Raw genomic sequence first — 18,463 nt, 5'->3', positions numbered from 1 at the left:
AGACCGGTTCGCATACCGTGTACGCGCCGCTGAGACTGGTGACGTACTCCCTGTTCAGTTCCGGCACATGGATCTCGTCCCGCGTTAGTCGTCCGCTTCGGCAGCTTCCGCGGCGTCCACATTCAGCGTCACGTCCTGCTTCCGCTCCGGTGCCGGCGGCTTCCCATCTGGGTATAGCTCCTGCATCTTCTTGTGATACGCGCCGAGCCCCATCTGCGAGTTGATATACACGAGTTTTCCCGGATCCAGGCCATACAACCCCATCAGAAGCCGATCAATCTCCCAGTCTGTAGTGCCACCTAACTGACTGTCATCAAGCATCGTATCGACGCAATCAGCGATCTCTTCTGCAGTCTCACGCCCGTCCTCTTCGGAGAGTTTCGCCACTGGAACCGGAAGTTTCCTGATGTCCGTTTGTCGCATGTTAGCGAACGCTTCCGCGGCGTCGATTTCCCCTGATCGTTTGAACATATAATAATGTAGTACACGGGAGTTCATCAGTCCGAGTAGAAACTTGTGGTATGTCGTCGTGTCAAGTCCACTCGGGACGTTCTCTGGGTCGGTCCACTTGCCTTCGTACTCCTCGTTATGGTCGTCAAGATCGACGTCCACGTACCAGTCCAGCATATCGCCCTGATCCTCACGAATCTTGTACACGTACACTGATCGCGGGCAATACACCGTATCGTCGTGGAACGCGACCGACAACCCGACTCCGGCTTCCCTGATGAACAGCTTATCACCGTCGTACACGGACTGATCCTTGTAATTGACGCCGTCGAACCCTAAGTCGAGGCCCTTCAACTCCAACTCGTCGTACCGCGCATCAAATGAATCACCGTCCATGTACGGCACGTCACCGTTCGTTGGGTCGTCGCTAATCAGGTACTTTTCGGCCACTCGATCCTGGTACTCAAATTTGACGGCGCAGTAATTGCACGTCTTCTCCGTATCCGGATCCCGGCCGCGCGGCGGTGCAATCCACTTCCCGCACGCCGGGCACTTGATGACGTGCCCGGCCTTGTTCAACTCGACACCACGGTGCGACTCACAGAACGCACCGATCGGTATCGAATTGTCTTCCATTGTTTCGAGGAGTTCGTCGTCCTCAACGTACCGGAACGGCTCAATCTCCCCAGACACGATACACCGGCTCTGCGGGATATCGAACGCGTACGCCGACTCTAGTTGCGACAAGCTCAGCTCACCTTCAATCGCTTTCCGACGGTCTTCATCGACGAGCGTCATCGACCGGAACGTGTTCCCGTCGCCCGGCGCAGTTTTCTTAAACTGCATCGTCACGGTGGACATGCGGATATCGCTTCCGAACCAGTCTGCACCCATGATGTGAAATCGTTCGAATTCGTAGTTATCGAGGAGGTGCTGCCGGATCTCAGCCTTCTCGGACCGAAGCAGGGTTTTCGGGAGAACGTACGCTAACCGGCCACCGTCGTCAAGGTACTTGCACGCGGTGAGGATGAACAACTCGTACGTGTCCATGTTCTCGACGTCGAACTCGTCCCCGAACTCGCCGTTAACCCAGTCGGCCGCTTCAGGGCTTACTTGGCCACCCCACGGCGGATTCCCGATTATCAGGTCGAACTCGCCGAACCCGGCCGTTTCATCCAGGTCCTCGAACTGGATTTCACCGGCGAGTGCGTCCTGTGACGCGAAATTTCCGGTGAGCATACCCAGCGACGTGTTTTTCCGAGCGCTACGTAACCACACAGACAGTTTCGATATTTCAATTGCTTCTTGTAGCAGGTCGTTCCCGTGCAGGCATTTGTCGAGAATCTCGATTTCCCGCTTCTCGAACGATTCGAGCAGTACCTGTACTGGCCCATCCGAACCGGCTGCCGCTACCTTCGCAGATCGGAGCTTCTCGTGCACTCGCCGCGCCTCACGACTAAGATGGTTGAAACAAGACACCAAGAACGCTCCGGATCCACATGCGATGTCCGCAATTCGGATGTTGACGATTTCTTTCAGGTAGGCTTCAAGGAATTCCTTGTCGGGGTTCTCCATCTCAATCTCACTATTCTCAAGATCTAAATCGGCCCGAATCTTCACGCGCTTGTCCTGCAAGAGGTCCTGAATCGCGTGCTCTGCGACGAACTCGGTTAGCCCTTCCCGCGTGAAGTACAGGCCATAATCCCCGCGGTCGCCGCTGAACGGGTTACTGTCACCCTCTGCGAGGTTCGCCCGTACCTGCTCTATGTCACCGACTGACTCCTCGAAGATACGACCAAGAACGTGCTCATTCAAATCAGAATGGAAATCGTACTCGTAGAATCCATACACGCCGTCAATCGTTGTATCACCGATATCGTATTCTCGGGTGAACAACTCGTCCGGGAGCGTCACGGACTGCAGAACTTCGTCCTCCTCAAACAACCCGCCGTCGTACCCGAAGATGTCGTACGGGTACTCGTCGGGGCTCCCAGTGTCGATGACGCGGAACAGGTCCTGTATGAGCGGGTAGATTTTCTGGTCGGCAAGCGTCGGCAAGTTCCGACCGGTCTCGACGACATCTTCCAATAACTCGTCGGGGAGTAGTCCACTGGGGTGGTCGGAGAAGAAGCAAATCACAAGACCACGGTGTATGAACGTCTGTGCGGCTTGAATCGCGGCGAGTTGCCCGTCGCTGGATTCAGCGAGTTCTTCGTCGACGTTGATAATTTCCTCGTACACGTCCTCGACCGCTTCGCGGTAAAACTGGTAGAAGTCCTCGGTGAGATCCAACCGCTCGGAGAGATTCTGCGCCATAAGGTCCTCTATATTCGAATCAGCGTCCTCACCGATGAGGAACCGGCGGTGCATAATGAAGTAGAACCGCCAGAATGTTTCGGTCAGCTCACCCTCAGCGTCAAGGAACTCGTCGATCTCCCACTCCTCGTAGTGGTCAATCGACCCGTGGTGGTACAGTCGAACCACCTCCATGTTCGACGCGACTACCCACCGGACGGACAGGCCGTTCGTGATCGCGTACTCGAACGCTTGCTCGACCGGGGATTTGAGGCGTGACGGATCGACCTTATCGAGGTCTGTCCCCGGGTCTTTCAGCTCACCTACGACCTTCCGAACGTCTTCAGTGAGTTCTCCGTCGTCCTGTTCGAAGTGCCCGAGAAGCACGTCGGGAAACCCTTCACCGCCTTCAGAGAGGGATTCGGGGAGGAGTTGGAATTCACCAGCACTACCGCGCGGTCGCCGATATCCGAGTACATCTGAGAAAATGTCACTTATGAACGATTGCTGCAGGTTGCGCTCGGTGAGCGACGTGCTCGTACCTGTCCAGCCTTCCACGGCATCAACTATATCGTCGGTCTCGATCGGATGTTCGACTTCCTGTTGCTGTAAGTACTCGTCCACTAGGTCCGCGTCGAAGAGAGAGTGCTGATTAGTCGGCAAGGGTATTGGGTTCTTTCTTAGACAGGATACTTTGTTCTATCCCTTAACCAGTCTCTGCGCCGGTGTCCCTCCGCCCTCGGTCGGTATTCCGATTTGTTCGTACGCTCATAGGAAACACATTATTGGCGAGTTAGAGTACGGCTCGAACGATTTCTGCGAGTGCTTCTCGACCGGGTTTTCGAAGGAGACGTCGGCGGAGCTGGAAGGCGCTGAGATACGGCGTCAGTTTGTCTTGTGCGACACCTCTGTGTGGCGAGAGCCACCGCCGCTGTTGGACCGATTGATCGAAGACGCGCAGAAGATTCACCAGGAATGATCGATCCTCCAAGAGACGCTCGCTACCGCTACGCAACCGAGGTGTGAGGGCTAACTAAAGACAGATGGACGGCATGTTCATCTAACGTGCGAAGTCAAGTAGCTAAAGACGGATGGGTAGCGGATTTACCAGATCTATCAATCGAGGATTTCGATCCTGAGAATGAAGAGTCTGGAGATGATTCGCTGATCGCAGCTTTGTTCGCTTATCAGGACGGGATAATCGCGTCAACTCCTGCCAATCGCTTTTCGTGTTCTGGAGAGGGACAGAGAATCTGACTCAGGCCGGACGCGGTGAAAATCGGAGATCGTGGACAGAGCGTTAGCGGTACGCGATCTGCAGCACGAACCGATAGTTTGGACCCATATCACGGATGCCTACGAAGAGTTAGATGAGAAGAGGAATATGGTGGCACATGAAGGCCCTCAAATGGCTTTTTTATCCGGACATCGTGCCGCTGCAAAGCTTTTACTGGCACTGTCGTCTATAACATCAAGCGGATTGTGAAACAGTGAATTCCACCGCCCTATGGCGATTTAACAGAGCCCGACAACAACACCAGCTCAGTCAGCTGTCTCCACACCAAGCAAGTCCCGGAAATGACTCTCCAACTCACCACGCAACTCCGGAATATCATCCTCAGTCAACGCCTTCCAATTCTCCAACCACTTATCCAACCTTTTCTCAACATCTACAGGAGAATCCTCCTCGTGCAAGCGCAGAATCGAAAACTGATGAAACATATCCCGATACTCCTCTAAAAGCTTCTCCATCGTTTCACACACGTCAGACGGAAAATAGATTTTATTCTTTCGATAGAACCGTCGGAACTCTTCAGCAGATTCAGCAGCCCGCTCAATCTTCTCCTGCCGTGGCTCATCCCCTTTCTGGATAAGCGGATTTACCATGTCCCGCATATCCTCGTCAAACTCATTCATCTCCGCGTAGAACTCACTTACAATCTCGGCACGAGTCTCCACTAAACCAGAATAAACAATTTGCTCCTTCTCAAGCTCGGTCTGAACCCGTTGCAACTCCTTATTGAGCTCGTTCTGAAATCGCTGGACCTCCTTATCGATCTCGCCCTGGAAATCCTGCTCTTGCTTGTTGAAGTAGGTGGTAATGGCATGTCTCGCAATATATCCAATTAGGCCAGCTCCGATAAGAAGAGCTCCTAAATCACGAATCAGAGGGAGCAACTCTTCCCACATTACAACACTCCACTCTTTTCTCACCAGTTAATTCTTCCGTGGATTACGATCAATCTTTTCCAGAGACCGGCGGCAGCGGATAAGTACTCGAAGAAGCATATTCATTCTCAAACCTACTAGAACCCAATTCTCGACACAACCGCCCGGGGTCAGACCTCGATGTATGCAGTCGATCGAATCTATGCACGCTCGACGTCGTCACCGTCCCCCAAGTGTGCATACATTGACGTCGATCGTGGGCGCTGTCGGCCCGATCGCGGCGCCGTCCCGACCCGCCTTTATCAGGAACACCCGTTCTAGGTGCTCGGGATCGACGGGTTCGCACCCCCCGTATGCACATCAGTATATATGCCAACGAAACGGACGACCTTCAGACTCAGCGATGAACGCGAGCAGCTGCTTGAGGAGGCGAGCGCAATAGTGGCCGACGACCCGGAGGACGATTCACTGATGGCCGATGTAATCGACACGGCACTGACTCACCTGGCCGAGAGTGAGCAGAACATCTAGGACGCTCGCGACGAGTATCCACCTCACGTCATTCAGTCGATCGCGAACACGAGCGTCATCGCCCTTCGGTATCTTCGGTATCGGGCGAGAGTCGAAAGCCAGTGGCGGTAGGAAACGAAAATCCCAGTACTCTTCAGCCAGGTTCTCGCGTCACACTGGGGAGTGTGTGAAAACCGAGAGTCGTAGTCCCCTTGATGATCACCGCGTCAATTCTTGTAGTCCTCAATTAGTCCGCCTTGCAATACGATCTCGACCTGTCGCGGGCTCAGGCTGTGCTCAGCCACGAATCTGGTGTTCTGGGTGACGTTGCGCACAGTGACCTTAGAGCCGTCCTGCATCTCCGCGCGGACATCAGGGAGTTCGAGGCTATCACCCTGATCGATCGCATCGTAGTCGGCCCGCTCGGCGAACTCGAGGGGAACGATTCCGAAGTTGACGAGGTTCTGCCAGTGGATTCGCGCGTAGCTCACAGCCAGCGCGGCCCGCATTCCCAGATGATAGGGGGCTAGAGCCGCGTGTTCGCGTGAGCTCCCCTGTCCATAGTTGGACCCACCGACAGCCACCCAGGGTGCGCCTTGCTCTTGAGCGCGTTTGTAAAAGCCCTGCTCAACCTGATCGAACACCCATTCGCTGATCCGTGGGATGTTCGACCGATAGGGTAACACGTCCGAGCCGGCGGGCATGATCTCGTCAGTCGAGATGTCGTCGCCGACCTTCATCAACACCGGACCAGCGATAGCTTCGGGAACGGGTTCGAAATCGGGCAGGGACTTCACGTTCGGTCCCTTCTCGAGCTCGCCACCTGGAGTCTCTGGCGGCGAGCTCAGTGCAGCTTCGTCCACGATGATCGTCTCGGGTTCTGTCCAGTCGGGGTGGGTCATATCATGGGTGTCTTCAAGCGTACGCGGATCCGTGATCTCACCCACCAGTGCACTCGCGGTCGCGGTTTCAGGGCTGCACAGGAACACGCTGTCTTCGCGAGTACCGGTGCGTCCAGGGAAGTTCCGGGGAACGGTTCGCAGGCTATTCCGGCCAGTAGCTGGTGCCTGCCCCATCCCGATACAGCCGTTACAGCCGGCCTGATGGACGCGCGCGCCGCTGGCATACAGATCGGCCAAGTAGCCCATCTCGGTCAGGTTCTGGAGCATTTGTCGGGAGGTAGGATTGACGTCAAAGCTTACCTTCGGCGGAACGCGCCGGCCCTCGACCATCATCGCCGGCACCGCGAAGTCACGAAGACCCGGATTTGCGCTTGACCCAATGTAGGCTTGGTAAAGGCCCTCACCCGCTATGTCCGCAACCGGGACGACATTTCCAGGGCTGGAGGGTTTAGCGATCAACGGCTCGATCTCGTCAAGGTCGATCGTCTCCGTGACGTGATACTCGGCGTCGTCGGCCGCGCGCAACTCCCGGAAGTCCTCCTCGCGCTTTTGTTGGGTGAGAAACTGGTTCACGGCGTCGTCGGCGGGAAACACTGTACTCGTCGCGCCCAATTCAGTGCCCATGTTCGCGATCACGTGGCGATCCATTGCGGTAAGGGCCTCCAGTCCAGGCCCATGGTACTCGATTACGCGACCGACACCGCCGTCGACGTCGTGACGACGCAACATTTCGAGGATCACGTCCTTGGCACTACACCACTCAGGGAGTTCGCCACGCAGTTCGACGCCCCACACTTCAGGCATATCCACGTAGTAGGGTTCGCCGGCCATCGCCATCGCAATGTCGAGGCCACCGGATCCGATCGCCAGCATCCCCATTGCGCCCGCGGCCGGTGTGTGCGAATCCGAGCCCAGCAACGTCTTTCCAGGAATCCCGAAACGTTGCTGGTGAACGGGGTGTGAGACCCCGTTGCCGGCGGCCGAGTACCAGATGCCCCACTTTTCACAAGCACTATTGAGAAAGAGGTGATCGTCGGGATTCTTATTGTCTTCCTGAATCAGGTTGTGATCCACGTATTGGGCCGAGAGTTCGCTCTCGAGGGTCTCGACAGCCATAGCCTCGAGCTCAAGCATGACCATCGTCCCGGTGGCATCTTGAGTCAGCGTTTGATCGATTTTCAGCGCGATCTCTTCCCCGGGCTCCATTTGGCCTTCAATGAGGTGATCCTCGATGAGTTGCTCCGTTACTGTTCCAGACATGACTGACACCACGCTGAGCGCCACCTTCACTCTTCGGCATACATTACCATAGTGAATCTGGCTGAAAAACGCCCTCGTTGAATCGCTAGCCAGCGTCGGGGGAGCGACGTTCAATTAGTCGTCGTCGGACGAATCGACCACGGTGCTCGGACGACTCTCGTGTGAATCCTTTCGAGACACGAGCGGCCGTTTGAACATTAACCAATAGACCAGTGGATTATGGTCTGCTATCCATTGAAAAAGCCGTTCTATCAGCAAACCTCTTGGCTCTCTATCGATTCGAGAGAGCCTAAAATCAGATATAGCGTCATATTGGGGACCCCACGAACCGCGCTCGCTCTCAGGTGTCCCCGAGCACCGATCGACGGTCGAAGGGCCACCAGTTCCGGTCCCTGATCGCGACGTGGATTTGTGCGATGATCCCCAGCAATGGCAGTTCCAAGAGCGGACCGATGACGAGCGCGAGCGGGATGAGCGGCTCGTTGGGGAAGGCGACGACCGCGATCGCCAGCGCTGTCGGGGAGTTCCGCGAGAGGATCGTATTGTTGAAACAGACCATCTCTGGATAGGAAAACGACAACAGGCGACCGATACTGAAGCCGATACCGAGATTGATCGCGTAGAAGGCGATGACGGGAATCGCGAGCAACGCGAGCAGTCCTGGGTTCTCGACGATCACCTCCCCTTGTGAGGCGAACATCGCTCCGATCGCGAGGCTCAGAAAGACGATCTGGACCGGGCTCAGCCTCGAGAGGAATTGATCGGTGAACCAGGTCTTTCCTTTTGTGCGGGTCAACCCCCACCGAGCAAGCCCGCCGAATACGAGTGGAACCACGAGGACAAGCCCGACGCTCTCTATCAACACTCCCAGGGGTAATTCGACTAACGCTCCCGCAAAGACGTACAGATACACCGGAAGCAGTACTAACTGTAACACGAGGTTGTACGGCAGGATCGAGGTGGCAAGGGGAACGTCCCCATCGGCGATATCGGTGAAGATGAGATACCAATCCGTACAGGGCGTGACCAACAACATGATGAGACCGACCCAGAGCGCCGGGTGGTCCCGAAGGAAAAGCGCACCGAGACCAACGGCCAACAGCGGACTCCAGACGAAGTTGACCAGGAGGCTCGATCCGACGACGCGGCGGTTCCCGAACGCCGCCCGGAGCCGGGAAAACGAAACACCGGTGAATGCGGCGAACAGCATGACCATCAGAAACGGGAGTATCAGCCGATCCGCAACGGTGGGGACGCCCCCGATCTGACCCAGCGTGAGCCCGCCGACGATGGCGACGAGAACGAACACTGTCTGGTACTTCTCGACGAACTCCATTCACCGAAGCGTCGGTTCCACGCGGGGTTAGGACTGTGGATTGCATCTAGGATTCGCGCCAGCAATAGAGTATAGGCATCAGAGAGCGAACGCCCACAGACGATGACGAAGATCGCGTTCGCGTGCGTCGGAAACGCTGGCCGGAGCCAGATGGCAACAGCGTTTGGAGAACAGGAACGTGACCGGCGAGATCTCGACATCGATATTGTAACAGGAGGGACCGAGCCTGCGGAGAGTGTGCATGATGATGTTGTTAACGTACTCGAAGAGGAGGGTATCGACGTTAGCGACCGCACTCCACGCCGTATCACGCCGGACGATGTCGAGGATGCGGACTACATCGTGACGATGTGATGTTCGGTCGATCAGTTCCGACCTGACGGCTGGAAGGGCAAACATCGTGTGTGGTCACTCGAGGCAACCAGGGAAGGAATCGACGGGACACGAGAGCAACGTGATGAGATCAAGGACCGAGTGAACGAATTCTTCGATGAGGTCGAAAATTTTCACTAATCTGTATTCTTGAGAGTTACTGCCAGAAGATCGTGATATCACTCACCCGTATGTAACATCAGGCCCAGCGTTACATTGGGATGCGAACCTAACACGCTCACTTCCATCAACTAATAGAGATGTTGCATCGTGCTCTCATTGACCTGAACGAGACTGGTGTGCTTGACGACGTTTTCACCGGTAGTGACCGAGCTCTCGCTCGGCTATTGAGATCTCACCCCCGTAGAATACACGCTGAGAAATTCGTCATGACGGCTCGTGGACACCGCCAGCTGCTGAATTGATGCTCTCGGGCAAGGTCGGATGAATGTGTATCGTATTCGCGATGTCCTCGGCAGTCGCCCCGAGTTCGATCGCCAGAACGAGTTCATGGACGATTTCGGCCCCCTGTTCACCGACCACGTGACCACCCAGTAGCTCGCCGGTTTCGGCGTCCGTGACGAGCTTGACGAACCCCTCGGTTTCTCCGAGGGCCTTGGGCTTCCCTTGTTCGGCGAAGTCCTGCTGCCCGATTCCGACGTCGTAGCCCGCATCCCGTGCTTCCGTCTCGGTCATCCCAACGTGGCCAATCTGTGGGTCGGTGAACACCGCCCACGGTACGACTCGATCGGCGGTGCTGATCGTCTCGTCTTTGGCAAGATGGCGATAGAGGAGGTCTGCGTCGTCGCGAGCCGAGTGGGTGAACATCGGCGGGCCGCTCGCGTCGCCGATAGCGTACACACCGTCGGCAGTCGTCTCGAAACTGTCGTCCGTTTCGACGAATCCCCGCTCGTCCGTCTCGACACCCACCTCCTCGAGTTCGATCCCGTCGGTGTTGGGCTGTCGACCCGCGGCGAGCAGCACGTCCGAGACCGTTGCCGTGTCGACGTCATCGGACTCGTCGGACTCGATAGTAATGTCGTCACCACGAGACGAAAGCCCAGTGACAGTCGTCCCAGTTCGGACCTTGATCTCTTCTGCCGCGAACGCGTCTTCGATCACTGCACTCACATCCGGCTCCTCTCGTGGGAGGAGTCGGTCACCGCGCTGGAAGACAGTGACGTCAGCGCCGAATCGGCTATACATCTGGGCGTACTCGCAACCGACGTAGCCGCCTCCGATGACGCCCAGCGAGTCGGGGACTGAATCGAGAAACAGCATATCGGTGCTGTCGAGCACGTCGACATCGCTGAGCCCGTCGATCAGTGGTCTTGCGGGTCGAGTACCCGTGTTGATGACAATTCGGTCAGCCGAGAGCGTCCCATCGTCGACGCGAACCTCGTGTGCAGACTCGAAGACGCCGTGCCCTTCGACGAGTGTGATATTATCGTTCTCTTCGACGTTCTCGTAGGCACCCTCGCGAATGCTTTCGACGACCTCGTCTTTCCGTTCGACGATGGCGTCCAAGTTCGCCTTGATGTCGGCGTCGATTTCGACGCCAAACTCCTCGCTGCGGCGGGCGAGGTTCGCGACCTCTGCACTCCGAATCATCGTCTTGGTAGGGATACAGCCACGGTTGAGGCACGTCCCACCGAGAAAATCATCTTCGACGAGGGCAGTCTCCATCCCCGAGTAGGCGCACTTCATCGCGACCGGGAGGCCCGCCATGCCTCCGCCCAGGACGAGCAGTTCGAAGCTCTTGTCGGCACTCATCCGTCAACAACCTCCGTTTTGGCTTCGTCGACGTTGCGGACGGTTTCTGTCTTGATCTGTCGAGCGTTCGTTTCCACAGGTGGAACAGTTGAGGTTTTCATTGAGAATGTGATTGGCACTACCTCTACAAAGGTTGAAACTTCAGTGTGGATAGTCGGTCCGTCGAGCGTGTCTCATTGGTGGCTGAAAACGCCAAAGGGTCTGTTAGAGCAGTCATTGGCGTAGTGTTCGTTGACAACGGGCTTGTGGTTGGGGGCTATTCGACACAGCAACTCATCGTCGATGTATCACGACGAAACGCCTGACAGGCGTGCTTGAACGCTTCGGAGAACGTCGGGAACGGGTGGATCGTGTCGATGATGTCGTCGACGGTGAGGCCGAATTTCACAGCCAGCGTTGCCTCGGGAATCATGTCGGCGGCCCGTGGCCCGACCATGTGGACGCCGACGATTTCGTCGGTCTCGTGGTGCTTGACGACCTGCACTAACCCACGCGTGTCTTCGACAGCCTTCGCCTTCGGAACATCCTCCATCTCCACCGTCCGGCACGTGCAGGTTCCACATTCGTCCATATACTCCAGTTCCGTCGTTCCGACTGCGGCGACCTCGGGACTGGTGAACACCACCTTCGGGACGGCGTGGTAGTCGATGGTCGCGCCTTCGTCACCGAACGCGTTCTTGACGGCGTGGTTGCCCTCCTTGGCGGCGACAGTCTCCAGCATCGGCTCCCCGATGCAGTCTCCGGCCGCGTACACCTCCGGATTTCCAGTCTGGAACTCGTCATTCACGACGATGGCGCCCGATCCGTCAGTCTCGATACCGATTTCGTCCAATCCGATGTCGTCGGTGTTCGGGCTGACGCCGGTAGCGACGAAGAGGTCGGCAGCCGTGAACGTCTGTGAGTCGCCGGCAACCGTGGCCTCGACAGTGACGCCGTCTTCCGTCTCGCTTCCCGCGGAGACCCGCTCGATGTCCACATCCGTCTCGACGGTGATTCCCTCCGCCTCGAAGCACCGCTGGAGTTCACGCCCGAGCTGACCCTCCATCTCGGACAGGACGCGGTTCGACCGCTGGAGGATCGTCACGTCTGTTCCCATATGGTGGAGGATCTGGCCCCACTCAAGCGCGACATAGCCACCACCGATCATCACGATGCTCGTGGGGAGGTCGCGGCGTTCGAGGATGCTCTCGCTGGTCTCGTATTCCACTGTGTCGATTCCGTCGATAGGCGCGATGTCCGGAGAACTACCGGTCGCGACGAGCACCCTCTCTCCGGAAATCGTCGTGCCGGCGTCGGCGCCATCGACAACCTCGATAGTCGTGTCGTCGACGAGGCAGCCGTATCCCTCGTAGATGTCCGTGACGAAGTGTTCCGCCACGTCGATGTAGTTCTGTTCGCGGAGCGAGGCGACGATCTCGTCCTTCTCGTCGATGGCTGCCGACCAGTTCGTTGCCGGCTGGTCGTCGTCGTATTCGACCGCATCAAAGGGATTGTTCGGCGGCTCGTAGGCCGTCTTCCCCACTTCGAGGAGGTGCTTGCTCGGGACACAGCCGACGTTCACGCACGTCCCGCCGAGTGGCAGTCCAGTGTTCACCATCGCGGTTGAGAGGTCACGCCGCTCGGCCTCCGTGATGGCCGCAAAGGCCGCTGCGCCGCCGCCGAGAATTACGAGGTCATACGAGCGAGAAGTCGTCATCTTGGTCTATAGTTTGTAACGCGAAGTTATTATACTGTGAAGTCCAAAGCTATCGAGTGGGTTGGAGGCCTCAAAGTAATGGCAGACGCTACTTCTTCACCGGAACCGACGTGCGACGTTGACGGGACGTGTTACTGTCCACTGACGGGCGTGATCAACACGCTCAGTCGAAAATACGCGATGCAGTTGGTGAGCATCATCGGTGCCCACGACTCGCTTCGCTTCGCCGAAATTGAAAACCACCTCACGAGTGCTAGCACCTCGACGATCTCGAAGCGGTTGAACGAGTTCAAGGAGGCTGGACTGGTGTCACGCACGCAGTACAACGAGATTCCGCCGCGTGTGGAGTATGCACTGACCAAGGAAGGTCACGAAGTGCGCGAGCGGCTCGAACCACTGCTGAAGTGGGCGACGACTCGATCTGGCACGGCCACTGAATAAGCACCTCTATTGATTAGCTGAATGAACTCAAATTGCTCGGAACTAACAAGGTTAGTCTGCTGAACTCACTCACAATATTCAGCAAGCGATTTTATCGAATCTCAGATATACCTGTGGTCGATCCGGTAACTGCTTGCCCTGTATGTAACACGCGTTTCAGTCACACATTCAGCTAAAAGAAGTCGCTTCGATGAGTCCGATGGACCAGTCTACAGGTCGCGAGCTTGGACCGTTTTCCGGTCGTTGTCTTCGGCCCGCTGGGCGGCATCCTCGAGTAACTCTGCAACCTCCTCGTCGAGGACATCGTAGAAGTCCGATGCAACGTTGTGGTTGTCGAGGTGGTCCTTCACTGCCGATTGAACGATGAGGTCTGCCATACGACACTCATCAGTACAAACCTCTTCGAGAAATAGCCTTCCGCTTGCGACCCTCTAAATCGGCATCCGTACGGCCTTAACATGGCGATCACATCACCGCCTTGTGCAACGTCTTTACCGAAGATGGGGCCAACCGTTGCACAAGGTCATGCCTACACCCACCGCACCGACGTCACTCCCGAAGTACATTGCCAACGGGCTTCCGAAACAGAACGACGAGACGCTTCGCGACACCGTGAGTATATCAACCAACTGCTCGCTGATCGCGAGCGACGTCGTGAGGAGCCGGTCACTGAAGACGACTCCCCGATAACGTCGTCAAGGAAGATTCGGATGACACGGTCTATCATGAGTACTGCACGTGTGGCGACGACATCTATCACTGTATGACTGACGGACCGAAACACGGCCCGTATGCCTACCGAGCGTATCCAGACGGCGATACTGTTCCCGCGAGTACTTCGGCAAAGCCGGTTCGGAGTGAGCAAACGGAAGCACCGTACGGCTCTGTAGTATTATGTAGGGAGAACACTCCACGATGGCGTATGGAACGAGCAGTGTTTGGTACTATTCGAGGGCGACGACCGCGTCGACGGTGACTGCGGCACCTCCGAGTAGTTCGCAAACCCCGACAGTTGTACGCGCCGGACGTGTGTCGTTGAAGTACTGCTTGTAAGCCTCGTTGACCGACTCGTATGCGTCCATGTCGGCAAGATAGAGCGTTAGCTGAAGGACGTCATCCATCCCCTGCCCGCGCTGATTCAGTTTAACTTCAAGATTCTGTAAGGCGAGTTCGAGCTGCTGACTAGGCGATTCGTCGCTTTCGACCTGCCCTTCGTGCTCGGGAAGCTGTCCCTCGATGAAACGGAGGTCCGAGTTGCCAGTTTTCTTTCCGAATCCGCCGATGAATTCTGCCCCTTCGCGCTGCTTTCGGCTGGGTTCGCTTGCTCGGTTCGGCACCGTCTGACTAGCTTGCTCTGATTGCATGAGACGATTTAGTTTTTGTACAAGTAAAATTCTTTCGACTACGATATAGATTTCGGTATCAGACCAGAATAGTGCAAAATGAGAGCTAACCACGGTGGCACCGAAACAGTTAATTGAATTAGTAGTCAACTCAAACTCATGGCGAAAGCGACTGAACGGCTCCAGCGATACCTCGAAAACGAACTCGAGGAGTGTCAAGATGAGGACGTCAAGCAGCGACTCGACGAACTCGGTACGCTTGAAACAGCGCTCAGCCCAGCCCAGGTGAGTGCCGAACTCGGCGTCCTCGCTGCACTTGCCAACGACACGCGCTACACGCTGGCTCGAGTGCTCGTGGCGGCCGAGGAGGAACTCTGTGTCTGTGAGCTTCTGGCTGTCGTCGACGTGAGCGAGAGCGGGCTGAGTCACGCGCTTTCGGCACTCGTCGACGCTGGCCTCGTGACTGGGCGCAAGGACGGACGCTGGAAGAAGTACCGAGCCACCAACCGTGCGGTCGCGCTCGTGACAGTCCTCGACGGGTCAGTATCTGATGTGTAACGTCGACGCCCGGTGCGTGTAGCGCGGACAATGAATCGTCGTCTCTATCTCGACACCACTATATGAATGGATGCTCAATTAACCATCCATGGGTACACAGACAGAACGACTCGAACGCCTCATCACCGAGGAAAGCGGTGGCTGCTGTGAAGCCGATATCGAGGACCGGCTCGATTCGTTGCGCTCGTATCAATCGGAGACACCCACCAAGCTCGATACCGATCTAACCGCGCTCAAGACACTGGGGAACGATACGCGATACACCATTGTTCGGTTGTTGACGGCCGCGGATCGGGAGCTGTGTGTCTGTGAGATTAATCCAATCGTCGACGTCAGTGACAGTGCGATCAGTCACGCCCTTTCGGACCTCTACGACGCCGGGCTCGTCACGCGACGAAAAGACGGGACGTGGCGATACTACGAGACGACCGACCGGGCCGAGGCGCTTCTGACAGCCCTCGACGAGACACGAGGGGCCGATCGATGACCGACACACCGGTTCGCGTGGCGTTCATGTGTGTTCAGAACGCCGGGCGATCACAGATGTCGACAGCGTTCGCCGAACACGAGCGGGAACGTCGAGATCTCGACGACGACGTCACGATTCTCACTGGGGGGACTCATCCCGCGGAACACGTTCACGACGTTGTCGTCGAGCTGATGCGCGAGGAAGGCTTCGATCTCTCAAACCGGACGCCACGGAAAATTTCGACGGACGAACTCGAATCATGTGACTACGTCGCCACGATGGGCTGTTCAACACTCGACCTTGACGCTGACGACGCCAATGTCGATATCCGTGACTGGGCCCTGGACGATCCCGACGGGAACGATCTCGACCGGGTGCGAGAAATCCGTAATGAGATCGGTGGCCGGGTGAGTGCGCTTTTCGATGAAATCGAGCAAGAGGTGACCACGAGTGCCTGAAACGAACGATTCCTCGACGGAGTCCGGTCTCGATGCACAGACCCAACGAAAGGTTGTCCGAGAACGGTACGCAAGCATTGCCACGGAGAAAAGTGAGGAGGAGAGTAGCTGCTGTTCGAGCGACGATTCCTGTTGCAGTCCCACAGAAACGGCGGCTCCCACTGACGAGACGGCACGCCAACTCGGCTACTCAGAGACCGAGTTGGAGAGTGTCGACGGCAACGCAAACTTGGGGTTGGGGTGTGGGAATCCCCAAGCACTCGCGTCGCTGAATGTCGGTGAATCGGTGCTTGATCTCGGATCGGGTGCGGGGTTCGACTGCTTCCTCGCGGCTCAGGAAGTTGGTGAGACGGGCCGTGTGATCGGCGTCGACATGACTCCGGAGATGGTCGAGAAAGCGCGTGCAAACGCCAGTCAAAACGACGCCGAGAATGTCGAGTTCCGCCTCGGTGAGATCGAACATCTCCCGGTTTCAGATGACAGTATCGACGTGATCATCTCGAACTGCGTCGTGAATCTCTCGCCGGACAAGCCCCAGGTGTTCGACGAGGCGTTTCGCGTTCTCCGTCCGGGTGGGCGACTCGCGATTTCGGACGTCGTACTGACTGCAGCAGTGCCACACGAAGTCCGCGCTGATCCGGATTCCGTGGCATCCTGTGTCGCTGGTGCTTCGACAATCGACCGACTCGAAACGATGCTCACCGACACGGGCTTCGAATCGGTGGATATCTCGCCGAAAGACGATAGTGACGAGTTCATCCGCGATTGGGATGACGACTACGACGTGAGCGAGTTCCTCGTCTCTGCGACTATTACCGCTCGAAAGCTGGAGGTCGCCGATGAGTAACGTCGACGCCCACGATCACGGCCCGAACTGCGGCTGCGAGAGTTGTGGTGACCCCCGGTCGATGGACTTTCTCGATAAGTACCTCACCCTCTGGATTCTCGGCGCGATGGCGGTCGGTGTGGGACTCGGGTTCGTCGCTCCGTCGGTAACCCAGCCGATTCAGGATTTCCACCTCGTCGAGATTGGCCTTATTGCAATGATGTATCCGCCGCTGGCGAAGGCCGATTACACACAGCTTCGCGCGGTGTTCAGCAACTGGCGCGTCCTCGGATTGAGCCTCATTCAGAACTGGCTGATCGGGCCGACACTCATGTTCGGGCTCGCTGTGATCTTTTTCAGCGGGCTCGTGCCTGGCCTGCCTGCCCGCCCTGAGTTCTTTCTCGGCCTCGTCTTCATCGGGATGGCCCGGTGTATTGCGATGGTTCTCGTCTGGAACGAACTTGCAGAAGGATCGACCGAGTACGTCACCGGCTTGGTCGCGTTCAACAGCCTTTTCCAGATCATCACCTATGGCGTGTACGTCTGGTTCTTCGGGCTGTTCCTTCCACCGCTGCTCGGTATGGAGACACTCGTCGCTGGCATCGAGACATTCAACGTGACGCCGATGCAGGTGTTCCAAGCGATCGTTATCTTCCTCGGGATCCCGTTTGTCGGCGGGTTCCTCACGCGGTACGTCGGCACGAGAACCAAGGGTGAGGAGTGGTACGACGAGACGTTGGTCCCGAAAATCGACCCAGTGACGCTTGTTGCGTTGCTATTCACGGTTATCGTGATGTTCGCCACGCAGGGTGAGAACATCGTCGCTTCGCCCGGTGACGTGCTCCTGATAGCCGTTCCACTGACGATCTACTTCGTCGTGATGTTCCTCGTGAGCTTCGGGATGGGGAAAGGTATCGGTGCGGACTACTCGACCACAACGGCCATCGGCTTCACCGCCGCCTCGAACAACTTCGAACTCGCCATCGCTGTCGCCGTTGCAGTGTTCGGCGTCGGCTCCGGCGTCGCGTTCACGACTGTCGTCGGGCCGCTCATCGAGGTGCCGGTACTGCTTGCGTTGGTCAACGTCGCCCTGTACTTTCAACGCACGCTTGATTGGGGGCGAGCTGAGACTGGTCGCCTTGACGCGTCCACTTCGGAGCCGACGACTGACGACTAACCACCACACCTACTTGCGGCTGCTCCGATTTGACTCGTGTTCATGGGTGATCAGAATACTGGCTGTTCAGATCGCATCGGATCACGTTATGCGCTGACGATCTTTAGATTCCTTTCAGCGATCGGCTAATCACGATGCCCTCGAGGAAATCATGCCTGAGGGAAAAGCCAACCAACCTGACACCTACATTTCAATCCGTAGATAGGGCGATCGAGGTTACGACTTGAGAGACGTGGCACGTCTCACGCATACCACCTGACCGAGGCGGGCGCAAATCTCCACCTCTACCTCGATCATATAGTGCCTTGTTGAATCGCAAGACGTCGTCGAGATACGATCGATAACTCACACGCTCACGGCGTCACAGACGGAATTTCGGAGCTAGAAGATGCAGTAGCGGCCGCTACTGGTGTGTGTTGAAAGGTCAG

At 56.8% G+C, this 18,463-nt stretch carries 16 protein-coding genes and 1 pseudogene; 8 read left to right on the top strand and 9 right to left on the bottom strand.

Annotation, left to right across the window (positions count from 1 at the left end):
- Window positions 1-84: 84 nt before the first annotated feature.
- The 3 genes and pseudogenes from DVH23_RS16065 to DVH23_RS16055 form a co-directional block, all read right to left on the bottom strand.
- A complete protein-coding gene (locus DVH23_RS16065) occupies window positions 85-3,369 on the bottom strand; it encodes an Eco57I restriction-modification methylase domain-containing protein (RefSeq protein ID WP_114578449.1) in 3,285 nt (1,094 codons plus the stop codon).
- A 169-nt stretch (window positions 3,370-3,538) separates the two neighbouring features.
- Window positions 3,539-3,676, bottom strand: a pseudogene (locus DVH23_RS16060) (IS1595 family transposase); the annotation flags it as partial.
- A 611-nt stretch (window positions 3,677-4,287) separates the two neighbouring features.
- Window positions 4,288-4,959 carry a hypothetical protein gene (locus tag DVH23_RS16055; protein ID WP_198667953.1) on the bottom strand — a complete coding sequence of 224 codons (672 nt, stop codon included), beginning with the start codon at window positions 4,957-4,959 and terminating at the stop codon, window positions 4,288-4,290.
- A 276-nt stretch (window positions 4,960-5,235) separates the two neighbouring features.
- Between DVH23_RS16055 and DVH23_RS24595 the strand changes: the two genes are divergently transcribed.
- Window positions 5,236-5,445: a hypothetical protein gene (locus tag DVH23_RS24595; protein ID WP_232833782.1), complete on the top strand. Its 210-nt coding sequence runs from the start codon at window positions 5,236-5,238 to the stop codon at window positions 5,443-5,445.
- Window positions 5,446-5,651: 206 nt separating this feature from the next.
- Here DVH23_RS24595 and DVH23_RS16045 read toward each other — a convergent pair whose 3' ends face one another.
- Window positions 5,652-7,586 carry an aconitate hydratase gene (locus tag DVH23_RS16045; protein ID WP_114578533.1) on the bottom strand — a complete coding sequence of 645 codons (1,935 nt, stop codon included), beginning with the start codon at window positions 7,584-7,586 and terminating at the stop codon, window positions 5,652-5,654.
- Window positions 7,587-7,926: 340 nt separating this feature from the next.
- A complete protein-coding gene (locus DVH23_RS16040) occupies window positions 7,927-8,922 on the bottom strand; it encodes an arsenic resistance protein (RefSeq protein WP_114578447.1) in 996 nt (331 codons plus the stop codon).
- Window positions 8,923-9,024: 102 nt separating this feature from the next.
- Between DVH23_RS16040 and DVH23_RS25155 the strand changes: the two genes are divergently transcribed.
- Complete coding sequence (locus DVH23_RS25155; protein ID WP_342764188.1) at window positions 9,025-9,276, top strand: low molecular weight phosphatase family protein; 252 nt, start codon at window positions 9,025-9,027, stop codon at window positions 9,274-9,276.
- A gap of 405 nt (window positions 9,277-9,681) precedes the next feature.
- On the opposite strand, the gene lpdA is transcribed toward DVH23_RS25155, so the two are convergent.
- On the bottom strand, window positions 9,682-11,067 hold the full coding sequence (gene lpdA, locus DVH23_RS16030; RefSeq protein WP_114578446.1) for a dihydrolipoyl dehydrogenase: 1,386 nt from the start codon (window positions 11,065-11,067) through the stop codon (window positions 9,682-9,684).
- A gap of 256 nt (window positions 11,068-11,323) precedes the next feature.
- Complete coding sequence (gene merA / locus DVH23_RS16025; RefSeq protein WP_114578445.1) at window positions 11,324-12,763, bottom strand: mercury(II) reductase; 1,440 nt, start codon at window positions 12,761-12,763, stop codon at window positions 11,324-11,326.
- Window positions 12,764-12,841: 78 nt separating this feature from the next.
- On the opposite strand from merA, the gene DVH23_RS16020 reads away from it, so the two are divergent.
- Window positions 12,842-13,204, top strand: coding sequence for a helix-turn-helix domain-containing protein (locus tag DVH23_RS16020; RefSeq protein ID WP_114578532.1), 363 nt, complete (start codon window positions 12,842-12,844; stop codon window positions 13,202-13,204).
- A gap of 209 nt (window positions 13,205-13,413) precedes the next feature.
- Here the strand turns inward: DVH23_RS16020 and DVH23_RS16015 are convergent, their stop codons facing one another.
- Both DVH23_RS16015 and DVH23_RS16005 read right to left on the bottom strand, forming a co-directional pair.
- A complete protein-coding gene (locus tag DVH23_RS16015; protein ID WP_114578444.1) occupies window positions 13,414-13,581 on the bottom strand; it encodes a DUF1931 domain-containing protein in 168 nt (55 codons plus the stop codon).
- 567 nt (window positions 13,582-14,148) lie between these two features.
- Window positions 14,149-14,568 (bottom strand): RidA family protein, encoded by a 420-nt coding sequence (locus tag DVH23_RS16005; RefSeq protein WP_114578442.1) that lies wholly within the window; start codon window positions 14,566-14,568, stop codon window positions 14,149-14,151.
- A 138-nt stretch (window positions 14,569-14,706) separates the two neighbouring features.
- On the opposite strand from DVH23_RS16005, the gene DVH23_RS16000 reads away from it, so the two are divergent.
- The 5 genes from DVH23_RS16000 (at window position 14,707) to arsB (ending at window position 18,035) form a co-directional block, all read left to right on the top strand.
- Window positions 14,707-15,105 carry a metalloregulator ArsR/SmtB family transcription factor gene (locus DVH23_RS16000; protein WP_114578441.1) on the top strand — a complete coding sequence of 133 codons (399 nt, stop codon included), beginning with the start codon at window positions 14,707-14,709 and terminating at the stop codon, window positions 15,103-15,105.
- An 88-nt stretch (window positions 15,106-15,193) separates the two neighbouring features.
- Window positions 15,194-15,592 (top strand): metalloregulator ArsR/SmtB family transcription factor, encoded by a 399-nt coding sequence (locus DVH23_RS15995; RefSeq protein WP_114578440.1) that lies wholly within the window; start codon window positions 15,194-15,196, stop codon window positions 15,590-15,592.
- Complete coding sequence (locus DVH23_RS15990; protein ID WP_114578439.1) at window positions 15,589-16,032, top strand: low molecular weight phosphatase family protein; 444 nt, start codon at window positions 15,589-15,591, stop codon at window positions 16,030-16,032. Before DVH23_RS15995 ends, DVH23_RS15990 begins: the two co-directional genes overlap by 4 nt.
- The gene (locus tag DVH23_RS15985) at window positions 16,025-16,879 is read left to right on the top strand and encodes an arsenite methyltransferase (protein WP_114578438.1); all 855 of its coding nucleotides are present in this window, start codon (window positions 16,025-16,027) and stop codon (window positions 16,877-16,879) included. The genes DVH23_RS15990 and DVH23_RS15985 overlap by 8 nt, the downstream gene beginning before the upstream one ends.
- Window positions 16,872-18,035 (top strand): ACR3 family arsenite efflux transporter, encoded by a 1,164-nt coding sequence (gene arsB / locus DVH23_RS15980; RefSeq protein ID WP_114578437.1) that lies wholly within the window; start codon window positions 16,872-16,874, stop codon window positions 18,033-18,035. Before DVH23_RS15985 ends, arsB begins: the two co-directional genes overlap by 8 nt.
- Window positions 18,036-18,463 lie beyond the last annotated feature (428 nt).

Origin of the sequence: Saliphagus sp. LR7, from assembly GCF_003344565.1 — an archaeon.
Classification (GTDB): Archaea; Halobacteriota; Halobacteria; order Halobacteriales; family Natrialbaceae; genus Saliphagus; species Saliphagus infecundisoli.
The sequence above is the reverse complement of the archived record's forward strand: the minus strand, read 5'-3'. Positions and strand labels throughout refer to the sequence as shown.